This is a genomic window from Burkholderia sp. BCC1993 (assembly GCF_905339865.1).
GTDB lineage: Bacteria > Pseudomonadota > Gammaproteobacteria > Burkholderiales > Burkholderiaceae > Burkholderia.
This window is the reverse complement of the sequence record NZ_CAJPGZ010000014.1, coordinates 170,918-190,782: the sequence shown is the minus strand read 5'-3', so window position 1 is coordinate 190,782 and position 19,865 is coordinate 170,918. Positions and strand designations below refer to the sequence as shown.

The following is a 19,865-nucleotide window of genomic DNA, read 5'->3' as shown; positions in this document are numbered from 1 at the left end:
GCAATCCGGGCGGCGGCAAAGCGAAAAGACTATGAGCGAAGGCGTTTACGGGAATCAGGCTTCGGGACGTGTGACCCACAGCTTGCTGCGGTTGAGTACGGCCATGCGAAGCCAGGCATGGGATTGGGCGGAAGGCGCGGGCCTCACGCCGACGCAGGGCGAGATCCTCGTGCTGCTGCTGCAACGCAAGGGCCCGATGCGGCTCGGCGAGATCGCGCGCGAGACGCAGCTCACGGCTGCGACCACCAGCGATGCGGTCAGCACGCTCGAGACGAAGGGGCTCGTCGAGAAGCGCCGCGCACTGGACGACGGCCGAGCGCTTGCCGTGCGCCTGTCGGCCCGCGGCCGTACCGCGGCGAAGAAGGCGCTGCAATGGCCGGAATTCCTGACGAAGGCGGTCGGCAAGCTCGGCGCGGACGAGCAGGGCGCGCTGTACCGCGCGCTGCTGAAGACGCTGCGCGAACTGCAGGTGGCCGGTGCGACGCCGCCGCAGCGCATGTGCCTGACGTGCGCGCATTTCCAGCCGGGCAAGCAGTCGAAGAAGACCGTGCATTACTGCGCGGCGCTCGACCTGTCGATGGCCGACAGCGATCTGCGTCTCGACTGTTCGGTGCAGGAAGAAGCCGACGCGGCAACGCAAAAGAAGACCTGGAAGGTATTCGCCGGCTGACGTCCGTCGATCGACCGGGAGGCCGATGATGAACGCTGAAGTGGTGGCGATCCGCCACGTGCATTTCGAGGACCTCGGCAGCTTCGAGCAGGTGCTCGGGGAGCGCGGGCGGCGGGTGCGCTACGTCGACGTCGGCGCGTCGCGCGTCGAGGTGCTCGACGCGCTCAAGCCGTCGCTGCTCGTGATGCTCGGCGGGCCGCTCAGCGTGTACGAGGACGCGCAGTATCCGTCGATCGCGCCGCTCGCGGCGCTCGTGCGCCAGCGTATCGACGCCGGGCTGCCGATCCTCGGCATCTGCCTGGGGGCGCAGTTCATCGCCCGCGCGCTCGGTGCGCGCGTCTATCCGGCTGCGCAGAAGGAACTCGGCTGGGCGCCGCTGACGCTCACCGACGCAGGCCGCGCGTCGCCGCTGCGCCATCTCGACGGCGCGGCGACCTCGATGCTGCACTGGCACGGCGATACGTTCGACCTGCCGGGCGGCGCGATCCATCTCGCTTCGACACCGGCCTGCCGCCACCAGGCGTTCGCGTGGGGGCAGCACGTGCTGGCGCTGCAATGCCATCCCGAAATCCGTGCCGACCGCTTCGAACCCTGGCTGATCGGCAACGCCGGCGAAATCGCGTCGACGCCCGGCATCGACGCACGCCAGCTGCGCGCCGACACCGTGCAGCACGGTCCCGCGCTGGAGACGGCCGCGCGACGCATGTTCGCGGAGTGGCTCGACAGCGTCGGGCTTTGATCCCGAGCGAGCGGCACCGCGCGTGACCGGCCCGCAGGCCTTGCCGGCCGGCGCGCCGCTGCATGCCGCGTGCGCGCGGCATCGCTGCCGGCGGCACGCCGGCGCCACCTGACCATCCGCTTACTGCCGAACCGGCCGCCAGCAGGCTTCGAGCCCGCATGCTACGCTCGTCCGCTGTTTCCCTTTCCTGGCGAGCGGCATCCATGACTGCGCTGTTTTCTCCGTTCACGCTGCGCGGCGTGACCCTTCCGAACCGGATCGTGATCTCCCCGATGTGCCAGTACTCGGCCGAGCGCGGCGAGGCGACCGACTGGCACATGATTCACCTCGGCCATCTCGCGCTATCGGGCGCGGGCCTGCTCTGCATCGAAGCGACCGCGGTCGAACCGGAAGGGCGCATCACGGCTGGCGACCTCGGTTTGTGGGACGACGCGACCGAAGCAGCGCTCAAGCCCGTGCTGGCGGCGATCCGCAAGCATTCGCCGGTCCGCATCGCGATGCAGCTGTCGCACGCGGGGCGCAAGGCGTCGAGCGAGGTGCCGTGGAAGGGCGGCCAGCTCGTGTCCGTCGCCGATGGCGGCTGGCTGCCGCATGCGCCGTCGGCCCTGCCGCACAAGGACGGCGAGACGCCGCCGCTCGCGCTCGACGCGGCCGGCCTGAACCGGATCCGCGACGCGTTCGCGGCCAGCGCGAAGCGTGCCGCGCGCCTCGGCATCGATGCGATCGAGGTGCATGCGGCGCACGGCTACCTGCTGCATCAGTTCCTGTCGCCGCTTTCGAACCAGCGTACCGACGAATACGGCGGCTCGCGCGAAAACCGGATGCGCTTTCCGCTCGAGATCTTCGAGATCGTGCGCGCGGCGTTTCCGGCGGACCGGCCGGTCGGCGTGCGCGTGTCGGCGACCGACTGGGTCGAGGGTGGCTGGGAACTCGAGGACACGATCGCGTTTGCGCATGAGCTGAAGCAGCGCGGCTGCGACTGGATCGACGTGTCGTCCGGCGGCGTGTCGCCGCTGCAGAAGATACCGCTGTCGCCCGGTTACCAGGTGCCGTTCGCGCAGGCGGTGAAGCGCGCGGTCGGGATGCCGACGATCGCGGTCGGCCTGATCAACGATCCCGCGCATGCGAACCGGCTGATCGAGTCGGGCGACGCCGATTTCGTCGCGATGGCACGCGCGATGCTGTACGACCCGCGCTGGCCGTGGCATGCGGCTGCCGAGCTCGGCGCGCAGGTGTCGGCGCCGCCGCAGTACTGGCGTTCGCAGCCGCGCGAGCACAAGGCGTTGTTCGGCGACATCGCATTCGGCCAGCGCTGAGCGTCATGCGCGCAATATTGCGCGCGATGTTGAGCGAAGCAATCTTGAACGTGTAGGATGCGGGTGATTCGCCGCATGTCCCGACGCGGCACCGACCGGTGCCGCGTTTTCGTTTTGCGCGACGCAGGGCCGTGCAAAACGAAAGCGCGGCCGTCTTCCATTCAAGTCGTCTTCAAAGGATTCGTTCGATGAGTTCACGCAGGATCGCGGTACGCCGCTCGGGAGTTCACGGCAAGGGCGTGTTCGCGGTGGAGCCGATCAAGGCCGGCGAACGCGTAGTGGAATACAAGGGCGAGCGAATTTCGTGGAAGGAAGCGCTGCGCCGCCATCCGCACGACCCGAACGAGCCGAACCATACGTTCTACTTCGCACTGGAAGAGGGCGGGGTGATCGACGGCAAGATCGACGGCAACAGCGCGCGCTGGATCAACCATTCGTGCGCGCCGAACTGCGAGGCCGAGGAGAACAAGGGCCGCGTGTTCATCCACGCACTGCGCGACATCGGGCCGGAAGAAGAGCTGTTCTACGACTACGGCCTCGTGATCGACGAGAAGCTGACGAAGAAACTCAAGCGGGAATACGCGTGCCATTGCGGCGCGATCGCATGCCGCGGCACGCTGCTCGCCACGCCGGACGACGCCGGCAAGAAGAAAAAGAAGAAGGACAGGAAGGACGGCAAGTCCGAGTCCGGCGCGAAGGACAAGAAAAAGAAGAAGTGACCGGCGAGGCCGCGCATCGCGCGCGGCTGCTTCACCGCCGGATGGCCGCCGCGCGGCCGTCCGTTCCGCCCCATACGTGCCAGCGCGCGCGACTCAGTGCGTCGGCGCGGCGGCCGGCGTCTCGCTCGCCGGCTTCCCGGTGCGCTTGGCGAGCGGCACCCGCACCACGAAGCGCGAACCGCCTTCCGATGCATCCTCGTACGACACCGTGCCGCCGTGCATCGCGATGATGTCGTGCACGATCGCGAGCCCGAGCCCGGCGCCCGTCTCGACGCCGTTGCCGCTTTGCGCGTCGCCACGGAAGAAGCGCTTGAACAGGTCGGCCTGCTGATTGGCCGGCACGCCCGGGCCGTTGTCCTCGACGACGATCTCGGCGGCCGGCTCGCCGGTCTCGAGCGCGCCGCGCGCGACGTTCACCGTGATCCGCGCCCCGTCCGGCCGGGCGAGCGGCACGTATTTCAACGCATTGTCGAGCAGGTTCGCGATCACCTCGCGCAGCAGCACGGGGTTGCCGCGCACGTTCAGCGTTTCGTCTTCGCCGGGATCGTCGCTGCGCTGGAAGCCGAGGTCGACATGCGACGCGAGCGCGCGCGGCACCCATTCGGCACCCGTCTCGAACGCCATCGCGGCCAGGTCGACGTCGACGAAACGCGCGGCCTGTTCGCCCGGCTCCGCGCGCGCGAGCGACAGCAGCTGGTTCGACAGCCGCACCGCGCGGTCGGCGGCCGCGCGCAGTTCGCGCACCGCGGCATAGGTCTGCTGCGGGTCGCGCGCGACGGCGGCCTGCTCGGCATGCAGCTTCACGGCCGTGAGCGGCGTGCGCAGCTGGTGCGCGGCATCGGCGATGAACTTGCGCTGCGCGTCGAGCGCGGTCTTCAGGCGGCCGAGCAGCGCGTTCATCGCGCTCGTCAGCGGCCGGATTTCGAGCGGCACGTCGGTTTCGTCGACCGGCTCCAGCGACGTGTGGGTCTGCCGGTTCAGCGAATCGGCGAGATGCGTGAGCGGGCCGAGCTGCTGGTTCACGACGCGCCACACGATGCCCCAGCCCGCGAGCAGCAGCAGCAGCAGCGGCATCATGATCGCGACGAGGAATTCGGCCGCGATCCGGTAGCGGTGCCGCACCGGCTGCGCGACTTCGACCACCATCGGCCGGCCGCCGTCGACTTCCTCGACGCGCACCTGCGCGACCCGCACCGCGCGGTTGTCGTACTCGGCCTCGAACACGTACGCGTGATGCATGCGGCGCACGTTGATGCCCCGCAGCGGCAGTTTCGGATCGCCGGCGAGTTCCTGCTCGCCGTCGCTGATCCGGTAGATCAGCGCCTCGGCCGGATCGGAGAACATCGCCTGCGCGAGCGGCGGCACCGTGAACGGCGCGTCGGGGCCGGCGATCTGGATCTGTTTGGAGATGGCGGTCGCGAGATCGGCGAGCGAGCGGTCGATCACGTGTTGCGTGTATTGCCACGCGAGCCAGTAGGCGATCAGGCCGCTCATCAGCGCGAGCATCGACAGCGGCGCGGCGAGGCGCCGGAGCAGCGAGCGGCGCAGGCTGGTGGTGACAGCCGGATCAGAAGACATTTCGACGGGTAAATGGATAAGCGCCGCTCACGGGGAGCGGCGCGGACGCGCGCCGGACGGCGACGCGGGCAGGGCGGCTCGCCGGCGGCGCGCGGCCGGCCGGCGTGCGGCGCCGCTCAGACGCTCGCGGTCTGGCGGATTTCCTGCAGCAGATAGCCGAAGCCGCGCACCGTGACGATTTCGACGCGGCACTGCTCGAGTTTCTTGCGCACGCGGTGCACGTAGACTTCGATGGCGGTGTCGCCGAGATCGCCGCCGAAATGCGTGAGGTGATCCTGCAGCTGGGCCTTGCTGACGACGCGGCCGTGACGCAGCAGCAGCATTTCCAGCACCGCGAATTCGCGCGGCGACAGTTCGAGCGGCTTGTCGTCGTTGAAGATGCGGCGATCGACGCCCGACAGGCGGACGCCGCCGAGCGACACTTCCGGACGCGGCATGTCGCTGTGCGGGCCGCTGCGGCGCATCACCGCGCGGATGCGCGCTTCGAGCTCGGCCGGCTCGAACGGCTTGAGCATGTAGTCGTCGGCGCCGGAGTTCAGGCCCTGAATCCGGTCGTTCAGTTCGTCGCGCGCGGTCAGCACGATGACCGGCGTGTGGCGGTTGGTCTGGCGGAAACGCGTGAGCAGCGTCATCCCGTCGATGCCCGGCAGGCCGAGGTCGAGGATCACGAGTTCGTGGCGGTTCTGTGCCAGCGCCTGTTCGGCAAAGATGCCGTCATGCACCATGTCGACGGTGAAGCCAGCCTGCTCGAGGCTGCTCTGGATACCGCGTGCGATGGGGCGGTCGTCTTCGATCAGAAGGAGTCGCATGAAGTTCGCTCAAGTACAATGGGTTGGCGGTTCAGGCACGCGGACAGCACGACGCCGTTTCCACAGGGGCGCCGCATCGCCTGACATCAAGCATGGCGGCCAGCGAACGATTAAATCCAATCATGTCCGATATTTCGATCCACGACCTCGAAGCCGCGATCAATTTCTGGCGCGCCCGCTCGCCGTCGAGCGGCGACGAACTCAAACTCTGCGAAGAGGCCAGCGCGCTCTCCAAGCCGTATGCGCTGCTGATTGTACAGCGCGCAAGCGCGCTGCAACTGGAAGGTTTGGACCCCAGGGCGCGGAAAGCGTACGAGACTTACATGCGCCTTAAGGATGGCTTGGAAAGCTGAAGGCTTTCGCTGAGTACATCCTAGAAAACGTTCATCGAAATGAAAAGTTGACGCGCCGCGCGTTGAAAGACGCGCGGCGGTAGAGGACGACCTCAGGCGGCCGGTTGGGTGTGTGCGCACACCTGGTCGATGAACGTCGCGAGCGCGATGTCGCGCTCGGTCAGGCCGTCCGCATCGTGGGTCGACAGCGTCACGTCGACGCGGTTGTATACGTTGAACCATTCCGGATGGTGGTTCATTTCCTGCGCCTTGATCGCGACGCGCGTCATGAAGCCGAAGGCCTCGTTGAAATCGGCGAAGCGCAGGCTGCGCTGGATCGCGTCGCGGCCCGGCACGGCCGTCCAGTGCGGCAGGCCTTCGAGCCGGGTCTTGCGTTCTTCTGATGTGAGCTTGTGGATCATGTTGCACCTCGTTCGGTAACGGCGCCCGCACGCGGGCAAAGGCCACGCGGCAAAGCCGGTACCGGTCATTGTTTCATAGTTGGGCGACGGGCATCCGGGGACGGGCATCGGAAGGCGGGCATCGGAAGGCGAGCGCCGGCGCGCGAATCACGCCGGCGTGGCCCGCGGCCTTACGCGTCCGCGTCGTCCGGCCAGCCTTCGCCCGTGCCGCGATGCAGCACGAGATCGCCATCGCATACCGCGCCGGCCGGGAATTCGGGTAGCGCGGCCAGCCGGTCGGCCAGCGCGCGGCCGTCGACGTCGGCCAGCGCGAACAGCTGCGCGAAATCGTCGATCACGAAGTAGGTCTTCTGGAACGTGTCGATCCGGTACCGCGTGCGCATCACGCGCTCGAGGTCGAAACCGAGCCGGTTCGGCGCCGCGCTTTCGAGACTGTAGAGGCTCTCGCCCTTGCTCGACACGATCCCGGCGCCGTAGATCGACAGCCCGTTCGTGCCGTGCGGATCGCGGATCAGGCCGAATTCCACCGTATACCAGTAGAGGCGCGCCAGCCGCGCGAGCGCCGCTTCGTCGTCCGCGACCGCGAGCGCGGTGCGGCCGTAGGCCTGCATGTAGTCGGCGAACACCGGTTCGATCAGCAGCGGCACGTGGCCGAACAGGTCGTGGAAGCAGTCGGGTTCCTGCAGGTAGTCGAGCTGGTCCGGGCGGCGCATCCACCAGGTGACCGGAAACCGCCGGTTCGCGAGGTGCTCGAAGAACACGCGATCGGGCACGAGGCCCGGCACCGCGACGATTTCCCAGCCGGTGGCCGGCTTCAGCTGGCGGTTCACGTCGGCGAACGACGGCACGCGATCGGCCGGCAGGTCGATCTTCCCGAGCCCGGCGACGAACGCGTCGCACGCGCGACCGCGCAGCAGCGCCGACTGGCGCGCATAGAGCTGCTGCCACACCGCGTGGTCGACCTGGCCGTAGCGTTCGAGCGGCTGGTCGATGGTGAAATCGGCGCGGGTTTCGAGGCCCGCATCGAACTGCTCCTGCAGTTTCGCGGTGACGACGGTGGACATGGTGAGGCTCTGCACGCTGTGATTGGGAACCATGCAAGTGTAGAGCGGTGGACATGCGGAATGGGCGCAAAGACGGCGTTGATTCGCTTGATGATGCGATAATCGCGCATCAAAACCGGAATCAATGCGGAGCATGCTCATGCTGGAACTCGATCACTTCGATCTCGCGCTTCTCGACGTGCTGCAGCGCTTCGGTCGCGCGACGCACCAGCAGCTCGGCGAGGAGGTGCCGCTGTCGCCGTCGCAGATCGGCCGGCGGCTGCAGCGGCTCGAGGCGGCCGGCGTGATCGAAGGCTATCGCGTGATGTTGCGCCCCGAAAAGCTCGGGCTCGGCGTCACCGCGTTCACGAGCCTGAAGCTCAAGCACCACGGCGATTCGATCATCGAGCAGTTCCAGCAGCAGATCGACGTGCTGCCCGAGGTGCTGGAATGCCATGCGGTGGTCGGCGATGCCGACTATCTGCTGCGGATCGTCGCGCCGGATCTCAACGCGCTGTCGCAGTTCGTGATGAAGAAGCTGATGCGCGTGCCGGGCGTCGACAGCGTGCGCTCGAACATCGTGCTGACGACGTTCAAACGCAACGGCGCGCTGCCGCTCGCGCACCTGGCGCCCGGTGCCGCGTGACGCGGCGGCAGGGCTGGCGGCGGGGCGCAAGGCGCCGCCGCGGATAGGGCTCGATCAGGCCGCTTCGGATTGCGCGTCGGCGTTCAGCAGGTCGACGTATGCGACTGCGACGAGATCCTCGTGCGCCACGCCGAGCTTCGCGAACACGTCATGCGCCTCGGCTTCGCCGCCGGCTTCGTCGTCGTCGGGGCCAAGCACCACTTCCAGTTCGATGAAGTCGCCGAGGCCGTCGACGCGGTCGAGGTGGATCCGCGTGCGGCCGACGAGGTACACGTGCCGTTCCTTCGTCACGATGCCGCGCGTGGTCAGCGCGGTCGCAAGCAGCGAGTGCATCGCGTCCGGGTTCGTCACCGGGCTGCGCGTGTAGTACGACGCTTTCGGACCGTCGCGATCGTCGCGCTGGTAGAAGATCAGTTCGGCCGGCGTGCCGTCTTCGAAGCGGCGCAGCTTCAGCCGGCCGCGCGGAACGTCGTAGAAGAAATCCTGCTGGCGGTAGAAGAGCGGTGCTTCGGTTGCGAGCGTCGCTGCGCGTTCGCGCAGCTGGTCGAATTCGCGGGCGCGGGCTTTGATCTCGATGTTGCGGGCCATGCGGGTCTCCTTCAATCAGGGGTCTCGCGGTGTGCGAACGGACAATCTAGCAAAAAGCCTGCGATGGTGGCGTGACGAGCGACTGGCGCGCGGCAACGCGACGCGGAGCGGGCGATTGGGGCTCGTATGTGATTTCGCCGGTCATGCGCGGGCGCGCTGGCGATTTGCGATTCGCGAGATCCGCCGGAAACGCCGGAAACGCCGGAGACGCCGGAGACGCCGGAGATGCCGGAGATGCCGGAGATGCCGGAGATGCCGGAGACGCCGGAGACACCGGAGACACCGGAGACACCGGAGACGCAGGGATGCAGGGATGCAGGGATGCAGGGATGCAGGGATGCAGGGACGCCGGGACGCAGAGGAGCAGGAATAGCAGGAAGCGTCAGGCGCAAAAGTCCACTGCACGACCCGTCACACCGACATCAGCCACGCTCATATCGCCCACTGCGTCTCGATCAGCCGCAGCGCGGCCGCGATCGCCGGTTCGTCGCGCCGCTCGACGAGCGCCACGAAGGTCAGCTCGGTCGGCACCGTCACGCGTTCGACGATCGTCAGCGCGTGCGCGTGCGCTTCGGCCAGCGCGGTCGAGTCCCGCGCGAGCGTCAACCCGATCCCCGATTTCACGAGATCGAGCATCGACTGCTCCTGGTCGACCTCGGCGACCTTCACCGGCTGCGCGCCGGCCGCCGCGAACAGCCGCGACAGCAGCCGGTGATGGGCGGACGCCGGCGGCGTCCAGATCCACGGCAGCGCGGCGAGCGCTCGCCAGTCGTGCGCGCGCTGTACGCGCTCCTTCCAGCCGGCCGGCGCGAGCACGCGGTACTGGAAACGCGTGAGCGTGACCGTGTGGAACAGCGTGTCGTCGCGCGGATCGTCCTCGCCGGGCCGGCCGATGTAGTAGCCGACGTCGAGCGCCCGCGCGCGCACCTGCTCGAGCACCCAGCCGGACATCCCGTGCCGCAGCGCGGTTTCTATCTGCGGATGGGTTTCGACCAGCGCGCGCAGGAAGCCGCCGAGCCGCAGGAAACCGGGGTCGAGGATCGTGCCGATCCGCAATCGGCCGCGCACCTCGTGCCGCAGCGCGGCAGCGGCGCGCTGCACGTCGGCGGCTGCGGCCAGCGCGCGCTCCGCGTGCGGCAGCAGCGTCTGGCCGTCGCGTGTGAGCGCGAGCCCGCGCGACGTGCGCGTGAACAGCGTGACGCCGAGCGTTTCCTGCAGATGCTTGATCTGCAGGCTGACGGCCGGCTGCGTCAGGTGCAACTGCACGGCGGCGCGCGTCAGGTTGCCTTCGCGGGCGACCGTCGCGAACGCACGGAGCAGGGTGAGATCCATCGTCGTGATATGAGCGCAGCTTATAACGCAGTTCAGCATAACTCATTGGATCGGTGGACGGCAGGCGGAGTACGCTTCATCGATCGCGTCGCCTGCGACGCACTATGCTGAAAACGACGCGCGGGATTGCGCCGCGCGGGGCACAACAATGCGCTTTGCATGGGGCACGAGTAAGCGCTGAAGTGCAAACTCCATCCAGCCACGTCATGGGACCCGAGTAAGCGCTGAAGCGCTAACTCGAGTCGACCGCCGTGGGGATGGAGTAAGCGCTGAAGCGCCAACTCCATCCAGCCACGCCATGGGACCCGAGTAAGCGCTGAAGCGCTAACTCGGGTCGACAGGAGACACGTCGTGACGACTCAACGCACGCTCGAGGGCGAATTCGATTACGTGATCGTCGGCGCGGGCACCGCAGGCTGCGTGCTCGCGAACCGCCTGACCGAGGATCCCGAGATCCGCGTGCTGCTGCTCGAAGCGGGCGGCAAGGACGACTATCACTGGATCCACATCCCGGTCGGCTATCTGTACTGCATCGGCAATCCACGCACGGACTGGCTGTACAAGACACAGCCGGAGGCGGCGCTCAACGGCCGCGCACTGTCGTATCCGCGCGGTCGCGTGCTCGGCGGCTGCTCGTCGATCAACGGGATGATCTACATGCGCGGCCAGCGCGAGGATTACGACAGCTGGGCACAGGAAACCGGCGACGCGGGCTGGTCGTGGGACAGCGTGCTGCCGATCTTCAAGCGCAGCGAGGACCACCACGCGGGTGCGAGCGACGCACACGGCGCGGGCGGCTACTGGCGCGTCGAGAAGCAGCGGCTGCGCTGGGAGATCCTCGAATCGTTCGCGCAGGCCGCGCAGCAGACGGGCATCCCGGCGACCGACGATTTCAACCGCGGCGACAACACCGGGGTCGGCTATTTCGAGGTGAACCAGAAGCGCGGCGTGCGCTGGAATACGTCGAAGGCGTTCCTGCGGCCCGCGATGACGCGCCCGAACCTGACCGTGATCACCGGCGCGCATGCGCAGCGCGTGATCTTCGACGGGCGGCGCGCGTTCGGCGTCGAGTATCGCGGCGGCGGCACCGACTACGTCGCGCACGCACGCGCCGAAGTGCTGCTGACCGCCGGCGCGGTGAATTCGCCGCAGCTGCTCGAACTGTCGGGCATCGGTGCGGGCGCACGGCTGCAGGCGCTCGGCATCGACGTCGTGCAGGATCTGCCGGGCGTCGGCGAGAACCTGCAGGATCACCTGCAGCTGCGGATGGCGTTTCGCGTCGAAGGCGTGCGCACGTTGAACACGCTGTCCGCGCACTGGTGGGGCAAGCTCATGATCGGCGCCGAATACGCGCTGCTGCAGCGCGGGCCGATGTCGATGGCGCCGTCGCAGCTCGGCGCGTTCGCAAAATCCGATCCCGACGATCCCGCGCTCACGCGCCCCGATCTCGAATATCACGTGCAGCCGCTGTCGCTCGAGCGCTTCGGCGAGCCGCTGCACAGCTTCAACGCCTTTACGGCGTCCGTCTGCCATCTGCGGCCGAGTTCGCGCGGCAGCGTGCATATCGCGAGCCCCGATGCCGGCGTGGCGCCGTCGATCGCACCGAACTATCTGTCGACCGGCCACGATCGCCAGGTCGCCGCGAACGCGCTGCGACTCACGCGCCGGATCGCATCCGCGCCGGCGCTCGCACGTTACCGCCCGGAGGAGATCCTGCCGGGCGCGCGATACCGGACCGAAGCCGAACTGATCGAAGCGGCGGGCGCGGTCGGCACGACGATCTTCCATCCGGTCGGTACGTGCCGGATGGGGCGCGCGGACGACGCGCGTGCCGTCGTCGACAGCAGGCTGCGCGTGCGCGGCATCGCCGGGCTGCGGATCGTCGACGCATCGGTGATGCCGTTCATCACGTCGGGCAACACGAATTCGCCGACGCTGATGATCGCCGAGCGCGCGAGCGACATGATCCGAGCCGATCGACGCGCGGCGCACGACGCGACGCACGCAGGAACGGACGCGGCGATGACGGCTGCGTGACACCAGGCTGACGCGCACGCCAGCGGGGCGTCATCCGGGCGCCCGCTGGTTCGCTATGCGAAACAAGCCGACGCGTGCGGATCGCAACGAATCGACGACACGCACGGCGATTGCGTCGCGAACCGCGCATTGCCCGCAGCGTTTTTGCCGCGCGACGACAACGGCGATTGCGTCGCGAACCGCGCATTGCCCGCAGCGTTTTTGCCGCGCGACGACATGACGCGCGGCGTAACGTGCGCGTGTTCGCGCAGGCACGCGTCGTGCGATCGTGCGACCGTCGATGATGCACGTGTCAAAAAAAGACGTCGAAAATTCGCGCTCAGCCGCGCCCGATATGGCAGCCAGCCCTATAAGTGCAAATCCCGATGATTGCACTGCACCAACGGCGCGACAATGTTGCGCAGTGTGCATACGCGTCGGCGCGGGAGACCACCCTCGAGGCGTAATACGGCGCCCCGGGGGCAGCCCGCAGATCCGCGGACTTGTTCGCGGCCGCTTGCGCGAATCTTCCCGGTGCTTCGCCTGACTTCGTACGGAAGGGAACATGATTCTCGGCGACACGATTCTCGAAACACGCGGATTGACGAAGGAATTCAGGGGCTTCACCGCCGTGAACGGTGTCAACCTGCGTGTGCGCCGCGGTGCGATCCATGCGTTGATCGGACCGAACGGTGCGGGCAAGACCACCTGCTTCAACCTGCTGACCAAGTTCCTGACACCGACGGCCGGCCAGATCGTCTTCAACGGGATCGACATCACCGACGAGCGGCCCGCGCAGGTCGCGCGGCGCGGCATCATCCGTTCCTTCCAGATCTCGGCGGTATTCCCGCACCTGACCGCGTTGCAGAACGTGCGCCTCGGCCTGCAGCGCGCGCTCGGCACCGAGTTCCATTTCTGGCGCAGCGAGCGCACGTTGCAGCGCCTCGACGATCGGGCGATGGATCTCCTCACGCAGGTCGGCCTCACCGATTTCGCGCACGTGCCGACGGTCGAACTCGCATACGGCCGCAAGCGCGCGCTCGAGATCGCGACGACGCTCGCGATGGAACCCGAACTGATGCTGCTCGACGAGCCCACGCAAGGGATGGGCCACGAGGACGTCGATCGCGTGACCGCGCTGATCAAGAAGGTGGCGAGCGGCCGCACGATCCTGATGGTCGAGCACAACATGAACGTGATCGCGGGCATCTCCGACACGATCACCGTCCTGCAACGCGGCGAGGTGCTGGCCGAGGGCTCGTATGCGGAAGTGTCGAAGAATCCGCTGGTGATCGAGGCCTACATGGGTAGCGCCGATGCGGCGCTCGCGGGGGCGCACGCATGAAGCACAGCGAACGGGAGGAACGCGAATTGAGCGGCGTCGAGAGCGGCGCGCCCGCGCTGGAGATCACGGGCCTCGAGGCCTGGTACGGGGAATCCCACATATTGCACGGTGTCGACCTGAGCGTTCATCGCGGCGAGGTCGTCACGCTGCTCGGCCGCAACGGCGCGGGCCGCACCACGACGCTGCGCGCGATCATGGGCCTCACCGGCCGCCGCAGCGGCTCGATCAAGGTTTCGGGCAACGAGACGATCGGCCTCGCGACGCACCGCATCGCGCATTTCGGCGTCGGCTATTGCCCGGAGGAGCGCGGAATCTTCTCGAGCCTGTCGTGCGAGGAGAACCTGATGCTGCCGCCGCCGATCGGCCCGCGCGAGCACGCGATGTCGCTCGACGAGATCTACGCGATGTTCCCGAACCTCGCGTCGCGCCGGCAGAGCCAGGGCACGCGGCTGTCCGGCGGCGAGCAGCAGATGCTCGCGGTGGCGCGGATCCTGCGCACCGGCGCGAACCTGCTGCTGCTCGATGAAATTTCCGAAGGCCTCGCGCCGGTGATCGTGCAGGCGCTCGCGCGCATGATCATCGCGCTGAAGGCGCGCGGCTACACGGTCGTGATGGTCGAACAGAATTTCCGCTTCGCCGCGCCGCTCGCCGATCGCTTCTACGTGATGGAACATGGCCGCATCGTCGAGCATTTCCGCTCATCCGAACTGGAAGGCAAGATGCCGATCCTTCACGACCTGCTCGGGGTGTGACGCCGCCCCGTTTCCCTTGCCGCTAGCCGTGGCGGCCTACGAACAACCACAACGCATCAGAACAACAGGAGACGTCAATGAAAATGAAGACCCTCGCACACGCGTGTCTGGCGGTCGCGACCGCAGCGTTCACCGCCGGCGCCGCACACGCCGCGGATAGCGTGAAGATCGGCTTCATCACCGACATGTCGGGGCTGTACGCGGACATCGACGGGCAGGGCGGCCTCGAGGCGATCCGGATGGCGGTCGCCGACTTCGGCGGCAAGGTGCTCGGCAAGCCGATCGAGGTCGTTTATGCCGATCACCAGAACAAGGCGGACATCGCCGCGTCGAAGGCGCGCGAATGGATGGACCGCGGCGGGCTCGACCTGCTGGTCGGCGGCACGAACTCCGCGACCGCGCTGTCGATGAACCAGGTCGCGGCCGAGAAGAAGAAGGTCTACATCAACATCGGCGCGGGCGCCGACACGTTGACCAACGAGCAGTGCACGCCGTACACGGTCCACTACGCATACGACACGATGGCGCTCGCGAAGGGCACCGGCTCGGCGGTGGTGAAGCAGGGCGGCAAGAGCTGGTTCTTCCTGACCGCCGACTACGCATTCGGCAAGGCGCTCGAGAAGAACACGTCGGACGTCGTGAAGGCGAGCGGCGGCCAGGTGCTCGGCACGGTGCGGCACCCGCTGTCGGCGTCGGACTTCTCGTCGTTCCTGCTGCAGGCGCAGTCGTCCAAGGCGCAGATCCTCGGCCTCGCGAACGCGGGCGGCGACACGATCAACTCGATCAAGGCCGCGAAGGAGTTCGGCATCACGAAGACGATGAAGATCGCCGCGCTGCTGATGTTCATCAACGACGTGCACAGCCTCGGCCTCGAGACGACGCAAGGCCTCGTGCTGACCGACAGTTGGTACTGGAACCGCGACGCGACAGCGCGCCAGTGGGCGCAGCGCTACTTCGGCAAGATGAAGAAGATGCCGTCGAGCCTGCAGGCGGCCGACTACTCGTCGGTGACGACCTACCTGAAGGCAGTCCAGGCGGCCGGCACGACCGACTCCGACAAGGTGATGGCCGAGCTGAAGAAGGCGAAGATCAACGACTTCTACGCGAAGGGCTACATCCGCCAGGACGGCAGCATGATTCACGACATGTACCTGATGGAAGTGAAGAAGCCGTCGGAATCGAAGGAGCCGTGGGACTACTACAAGGTGCTCGCGACGATTCCGGGCGAGCAGGCGTTCACGACCAAGCAGGAGACGCGCTGCGCGGCATGGAAGTAAGCGCGGCCGCAGCGGCCGCAGCGGCCGCAGCGATGTGGCCGCTGCACCGCCCGCGTGCGCGACGGCATGACGGTTGCGCACGCAACGAAACTCATTCGGACGGCTAAGTCGATGGAAATCTTTGGCATTCCGTTGCCGGCGATGCTGAGCCAGTTGCTGCTCGGGCTCGTCAACGGCTCGTTCTACGCGATCCTGAGCCTCGGGCTGGCGGTGATCTTCGGGCTGCTCAACGTGATCAACTTCGCGCACGGCGCGCTGTTCATGCTGGGCGCGATGCTCGCGTGGATGGGGCTGTCGTATTTCGGGTTGCCGTACTGGGCAATGCTTGCGCTCGCGCCGCTGATCGTCGGCGCGTTCGGGATCCTGGTCGAGCGCTCGATGCTGCGCTGGCTGTACAAGCTCGATCACCTGTACGGGCTGCTGCTCACGTTCGGCCTCACGCTCGTCGTCGAAGGCGTGTTCCGCTCGATCTACGGGTCGTCCGGCCAGCCGTACGACGTGCCGTCGCAGCTGTCCGGCGCGACCAATCTCGGCTTCATGTTCCTGCCGAACTACCGCGCGTGGGTGGTCGTCGCGTCGCTCGCGGTGTGTCTCGCGACCTGGTTCGTGATCGAGAAGACGCGCCTGGGCGCCTATCTGCGCGCGGGCACCGAGAACCCGAAGCTCGTCGAGGCGTTCGGCGTGAACGTGCCGATGATGATCACGCTCACCTACGGCTTCGGCGTCGCGCTCGCGGCATTCGCGGGCGTGCTCGCGGCGCCGGTGATCCAGGTGTCGCCGCTGATGGGCCAGCCGATGATCATCACCGTGTTCGCGGTGGTCGTGATCGGCGGGATGGGCTCGATTCTCGGCTCGATCATCACCGGGCTGCTGCTCGGCGTGATCGAGGGTTTCACGCGCGTGTTCTATCCGGAAGCGTCGGCCACGGTGGTGTTCGTGATCATGGCGATCGTGCTGCTGATCCGCCCGGCTGGCCTGTTCGGCAAGGAAAAATGATGCAGAGAAAAGTGCTCTACGGCGTGCTGCTCGCCGCACTGCTCGCAGCACCCTTCATCGGCGCGTATCCGGTGTTCGTGATGAAGGTGCTCACGTTCGCGCTGTTCGCGGCCGCGTTCAACCTGCTGATCGGCTATACGGGGCTGCTGTCGTTCGGCCATGCGATGTTCCTCGCGACCGCCGGCTACGCGACCGGCTATACGATCCAGACGCTCGGCTTCACGCCGGAGCTCGGCGTGCTCGTCGGCACCTTCGCCGCGACGCTGCTCGGGCTCGTCGTCGGCCTGTTCGCGATCCGCCGGCAGGGCATCTACTTCGCGATGATCACGCTCGCGTTTGCGCAGATGGTCTATTTCATCTACCTGCAGGCACCGTTCACGCACGGCGAGGACGGCCTGCAGGGCGTGCCGCGCGGGCATCTGTTCGGGCTCGTCGACCTGTCGAACGACGTCGCGCTCTACTACGTCGTGCTCGCGGTGATCGTCGCGGCGTGCGCGTTCATCGTGCGCATCGTGCACTCGCCGTTCGGCCAGGTGCTCGTCGCGATCAAGGAAAACGAGGCGCGCGCGATCTCGCTCGGCTACGACACCGACCGCTTCAAGCTGCTCGCGTTCATCCTGTCGGCCGGGCTCGCGGGGCTGGCCGGTTCGCTGAAGGTGCTGGTGCTCGGCTTCGAGACGCTGTCCGACGCGTACTGGACGATGTCGGGCCTCGTCGTGCTGATGACGCTGGTCGGCGGGATGGGCACGCTGTTCGGGCCGTTGCTCGGCGCGGCGCTGATCGTCGCGCTGGAGGACCGGCTCGGCGACATCGGCGAATGGCTCGCGTCGGTGACGGGCATCGGCTGGTTCCACTCGCTCGGCGAATCGGCGACGATCGTCACCGGGCTGATCTTCATCGCATGCGTGCTTGCGTTCCGGCGCGGGATCGTCGGCGAGATGGTCGCACGGGTCAAGACGCTCAGGCCGTCCTGATTGCAGCGCGCCGGGCGTGGCGACGCGTTGATGCGAAGCACCATCCGGCGCGGCCGGGAAGGGCGTCGCGGCGGCCTCGGGACGGTGCCGCGCGGCAAGGCTGGCGCCCCATTTTCGTGCGGCGATGCACCATAGGGGTAAATGCTAAGTTGTCGCAGGGTGAAAGGTCCTTTAATCTTCGTTTCAGTTCTGATGCACCGCGAAACGGATTTGCAGGTGGAGAACGAGGAGACAATCGAGGCACAAAGTGCCCGGACCCTAAAGCGCTGTTGGACGGAATCCAACAGCGCTTTTTCATTTGTGTGCGCGAATTTCCATTAATGGTGCAGGCGAGTGGCGCCGCGTTTCGCGCGCCCGTGTTCTGCCTCACCTCGCCTCGCTCGCGTTTCATCCCGTCCCCCGTTTTCGTCCAATCCTGCCGGTCGATCGCCGCTGGCGCGCAGCCGCGTGCATGCCGTCCGGGCTTACCCGGTTGGCGTGCGCAAAAAGCGTCCGTTACACTCAGCTTTCGCCGACCGTGCGGTCGGGAAAATAGTCGGCAGTTCTCCTACAAGCAAAATGCAGAAGAGGGAGTGCGGTTGGATGAGAAGCGTGGGACGATGGATCGGGGTGCGAGGGGCGGCTGGCGCCGCTCGTTCGGGGGCGGGGGTGCATCGGTATGCTGCGGCTTTCACGAGCCGTCCTGCGGCCGGTATGCGCGTTCTGGCTCGATTGCCCGGCACGGTGGCTTCTCCGATCGTTGCGTTCGCATCCGACGCGTCGTTCGGATTCGCATGAACGGCCGGTTTTCCGATCGTGTGCCGCACACTTGCGGAGCCGAACCAGGCTCGGCCAGCCGACCTTCCCGCGATCGTTGCGTTCGCATCGATCGCGTCTCGCGCAACGCTGCGTTTCTCCGTTCCCTTCATCCTGACGACATTGCTGCCGCGCATCGTGGCGGTCGAACGACCGTTTCGGAACGCGCCGCGGCGCGGGCGTGCTCGCTATCGCCGGGGTTCGATTGCGACGCCGGCGTTTCACGGGAAAACGAGCGTAGACGCGGTACGGCGAGATAGTTAATTTATTAACTTGTTTGAGGACCGGGAGCCGCCCGAGCGACCCACGGATTTTTCGAGCAGCGTTTGGAGACAACCTAAATGAAGATGAATCGATGGATGGAGGTTCTGCTGGCCGCGGGCCTCGTGGGTGCGGCGGCCACGGCGTCGGCGCAGGTGAAGATCGGCGTGACGCTGTCGGCCACCGGGCCGGCCGCCTCGCTCGGGATTCCGGAAAAGAACACGATCGCGCTGCTGCCGAAGGAAATCGCGGGCAAGAGCGTCCAGTACATCGTGCTCGACGATGCGTCCGACACGAGCCGCGCGGTGCAGAACGTGCGCAAGCTGATCGACGAGGATCACGTCGACGCGATCATCGGCTCGTCCGTCACGCCGAACTCGCTCGCGATGCTCGATCCGGTGTCGCAGGGCAAGACGCCGACGATCTCGCTCGCGGCGAGCGCGCAGATCATCTCGCCGATGGATGCGAAGCGCGCATGGATGTTCAAGGTGCCGCAGAACGACCAGCTGATGGCCGACGCGATCGCCGGCTACATGGCGAAGCACGGCGTGAAGACGGTCGGCTTCATCGGTTTCGCCGATGCGTACGGCGACAGCTGGTACAAGACGTTCAGCGCGGCGGCCGAGAAGAACGGCCTGAAGCTCGTGTCGAACGAGCGCTTCAACCGCACCGACGCGTCGGTGATGGGGCAGGTGCTGAAGCTGTTGGGCTCGAATCCGGACGCGGTGCTGATCGCCGGTTCGGGCACGCCGGCCGCGCTGCCGGCCAAGACGCTGAAGGAGCGCGGCTACAAGGGCAAGGTGTACCAGACGCACGGCGTCGCGAACAACGACTTCCTGCGCGTGTGCGGCAAGGATTGCGAAGGCGAGATCCTGCCGGCCGGCCCGGTGCTCGTGACCGACCAGCTGCCCGATTCGAATCCGGTGAAGAAGCCGGCGCTCGGCTACAAGGCCGCGTACGAAAAGGCGTACGGGGCGGGTTCGCTGGCGACCTTCGGCGGCCATGCATGGGATGCGGGCCTGCTGCTGCAGCGTGCGATTCCCGACGCGCTGAAGAAGGGCCAGCCGGGCACCGAGGCGTTCCGCGAGGCGCTGCGCGCGTCGCTCGAGAGCGTGAAGGACCTGCCCGTGTCGCACGGTGTGATCAACACGACGGCGACCGATCACAACGGCTTCGACACGCGGGCGCGCGTGATGGTGCAGATCGTCGACGGCAAGTGGAAGCTGCAGGCCGAGTAAGCATCACGTGAAACCGG

19 protein-coding genes are annotated in these 19,865 nt (G+C 67.0%); 13 read left to right on the top strand and 6 right to left on the bottom strand.

Annotation, left to right across the window (positions count from 1 at the left end; translation table 11 throughout):
* Window positions 1-31: 31 nt before the first annotated feature.
* The 4 genes from U4Y91_RS24160 to U4Y91_RS24145 all read left to right on the top strand — a co-directional run bounded on the left by U4Y91_RS24160 (window position 32) and on the right by U4Y91_RS24145 (window position 3,444).
* On the top strand, window positions 32-670 hold the full coding sequence (locus U4Y91_RS24160) for a MarR family winged helix-turn-helix transcriptional regulator (protein WP_124663924.1): 639 nt from the start codon (window positions 32-34) through the stop codon (window positions 668-670).
* A 28-nt stretch (window positions 671-698) separates the two neighbouring features.
* On the top strand, window positions 699-1,409 hold the full coding sequence (locus U4Y91_RS24155) for a glutamine amidotransferase (RefSeq protein WP_321807229.1): 711 nt from the start codon (window positions 699-701) through the stop codon (window positions 1,407-1,409).
* A 203-nt stretch (window positions 1,410-1,612) separates the two neighbouring features.
* Entirely contained in the window at window positions 1,613-2,725 is a 1,113-nt protein-coding gene (locus U4Y91_RS24150; RefSeq protein WP_321807174.1) for an NADH:flavin oxidoreductase/NADH oxidase, read from the top strand.
* A gap of 188 nt (window positions 2,726-2,913) precedes the next feature.
* Window positions 2,914-3,444, top strand: coding sequence for an SET domain-containing protein (locus U4Y91_RS24145; protein ID WP_321807173.1), 531 nt, complete (start codon window positions 2,914-2,916; stop codon window positions 3,442-3,444).
* 93 nt (window positions 3,445-3,537) lie between these two features.
* On the opposite strand, the gene U4Y91_RS24140 is transcribed toward U4Y91_RS24145, so the two are convergent.
* Together U4Y91_RS24140 and U4Y91_RS24135 are read right to left on the bottom strand one after the other, a co-directional pair.
* Window positions 3,538-5,022: a sensor histidine kinase gene (locus U4Y91_RS24140; RefSeq protein WP_124520440.1), complete on the bottom strand. Its 1,485-nt coding sequence runs from the start codon at window positions 5,020-5,022 to the stop codon at window positions 3,538-3,540.
* 116 nt (window positions 5,023-5,138) lie between these two features.
* Window positions 5,139-5,831 carry a response regulator transcription factor gene (locus U4Y91_RS24135; RefSeq protein WP_006401494.1) on the bottom strand — a complete coding sequence of 231 codons (693 nt, stop codon included), beginning with the start codon at window positions 5,829-5,831 and terminating at the stop codon, window positions 5,139-5,141.
* A gap of 122 nt (window positions 5,832-5,953) precedes the next feature.
* Between U4Y91_RS24135 and U4Y91_RS24130 the strand changes: the two genes are divergently transcribed.
* Entirely contained in the window at window positions 5,954-6,184 is a 231-nt protein-coding gene (locus U4Y91_RS24130; RefSeq protein WP_321807228.1) for a DUF3717 domain-containing protein, read from the top strand.
* A gap of 92 nt (window positions 6,185-6,276) precedes the next feature.
* Here the strand turns inward: U4Y91_RS24130 and U4Y91_RS24125 are convergent, their stop codons facing one another.
* Window positions 6,277-6,585, bottom strand: a complete 309-nt coding sequence (locus tag U4Y91_RS24125; RefSeq protein WP_044845221.1) for a 4a-hydroxytetrahydrobiopterin dehydratase — start codon at window positions 6,583-6,585, stop codon at window positions 6,277-6,279.
* 170 nt (window positions 6,586-6,755) lie between these two features.
* Window positions 6,756-7,682: a phenylalanine 4-monooxygenase gene (gene phhA, locus U4Y91_RS24120; RefSeq protein ID WP_321807172.1), complete on the bottom strand. Its 927-nt coding sequence runs from the start codon at window positions 7,680-7,682 to the stop codon at window positions 6,756-6,758.
* Between the two features lie 106 nt (window positions 7,683-7,788).
* On the opposite strand from phhA, the gene U4Y91_RS24115 reads away from it, so the two are divergent.
* The gene (locus U4Y91_RS24115) at window positions 7,789-8,274 is read left to right on the top strand and encodes an Lrp/AsnC family transcriptional regulator (protein ID WP_006408082.1); all 486 of its coding nucleotides are present in this window, start codon (window positions 7,789-7,791) and stop codon (window positions 8,272-8,274) included.
* A 54-nt stretch (window positions 8,275-8,328) separates the two neighbouring features.
* Here the strand turns inward: U4Y91_RS24115 and U4Y91_RS24110 are convergent, their stop codons facing one another.
* Both U4Y91_RS24110 and U4Y91_RS24105 read right to left on the bottom strand, forming a co-directional pair.
* A complete protein-coding gene (locus tag U4Y91_RS24110) occupies window positions 8,329-8,862 on the bottom strand; it encodes a class IV adenylate cyclase (RefSeq protein ID WP_257775114.1) in 534 nt (177 codons plus the stop codon).
* Between the two features lie 432 nt (window positions 8,863-9,294).
* Window positions 9,295-10,194, bottom strand: coding sequence for a LysR family transcriptional regulator (locus tag U4Y91_RS24105; RefSeq protein WP_321807171.1), 900 nt, complete (start codon window positions 10,192-10,194; stop codon window positions 9,295-9,297).
* Window positions 10,195-10,545: 351 nt separating this feature from the next.
* On the opposite strand from U4Y91_RS24105, the gene U4Y91_RS24100 reads away from it, so the two are divergent.
* From U4Y91_RS24100 to U4Y91_RS24070, 7 genes are all read left to right on the top strand, one after another.
* Window positions 10,546-12,231 (top strand): GMC family oxidoreductase, encoded by a 1,686-nt coding sequence (locus U4Y91_RS24100; RefSeq protein ID WP_321807170.1) that lies wholly within the window; start codon window positions 10,546-10,548, stop codon window positions 12,229-12,231.
* A gap of 544 nt (window positions 12,232-12,775) precedes the next feature.
* Complete coding sequence (locus U4Y91_RS24095; protein WP_321807169.1) at window positions 12,776-13,555, top strand: ABC transporter ATP-binding protein; 780 nt, start codon at window positions 12,776-12,778, stop codon at window positions 13,553-13,555.
* The gene (locus U4Y91_RS24090; protein WP_321807168.1) at window positions 13,552-14,307 is read left to right on the top strand and encodes an ABC transporter ATP-binding protein; all 756 of its coding nucleotides are present in this window, start codon (window positions 13,552-13,554) and stop codon (window positions 14,305-14,307) included. The genes U4Y91_RS24095 and U4Y91_RS24090 overlap by 4 nt, the downstream gene beginning before the upstream one ends.
* A 77-nt stretch (window positions 14,308-14,384) precedes the next feature.
* The gene (locus tag U4Y91_RS24085; RefSeq protein WP_044845227.1) at window positions 14,385-15,584 is read left to right on the top strand and encodes an ABC transporter substrate-binding protein; all 1,200 of its coding nucleotides are present in this window, start codon (window positions 14,385-14,387) and stop codon (window positions 15,582-15,584) included.
* Window positions 15,585-15,695: 111 nt separating this feature from the next.
* The gene (locus tag U4Y91_RS24080; RefSeq protein ID WP_321807167.1) at window positions 15,696-16,580 is read left to right on the top strand and encodes a branched-chain amino acid ABC transporter permease; all 885 of its coding nucleotides are present in this window, start codon (window positions 15,696-15,698) and stop codon (window positions 16,578-16,580) included.
* Window positions 16,580-17,554, top strand: a complete 975-nt coding sequence (locus U4Y91_RS24075; protein WP_321807227.1) for a branched-chain amino acid ABC transporter permease — start codon at window positions 16,580-16,582, stop codon at window positions 17,552-17,554. Before U4Y91_RS24080 ends, U4Y91_RS24075 begins: the two co-directional genes overlap by 1 nt.
* 1,136 nt (window positions 17,555-18,690) lie before the next feature.
* Window positions 18,691-19,848: an ABC transporter substrate-binding protein gene (locus tag U4Y91_RS24070; protein ID WP_044845229.1), complete on the top strand. Its 1,158-nt coding sequence runs from the start codon at window positions 18,691-18,693 to the stop codon at window positions 19,846-19,848.
* The last annotated feature ends 17 nt before the right edge of the window (window positions 19,849-19,865 follow it).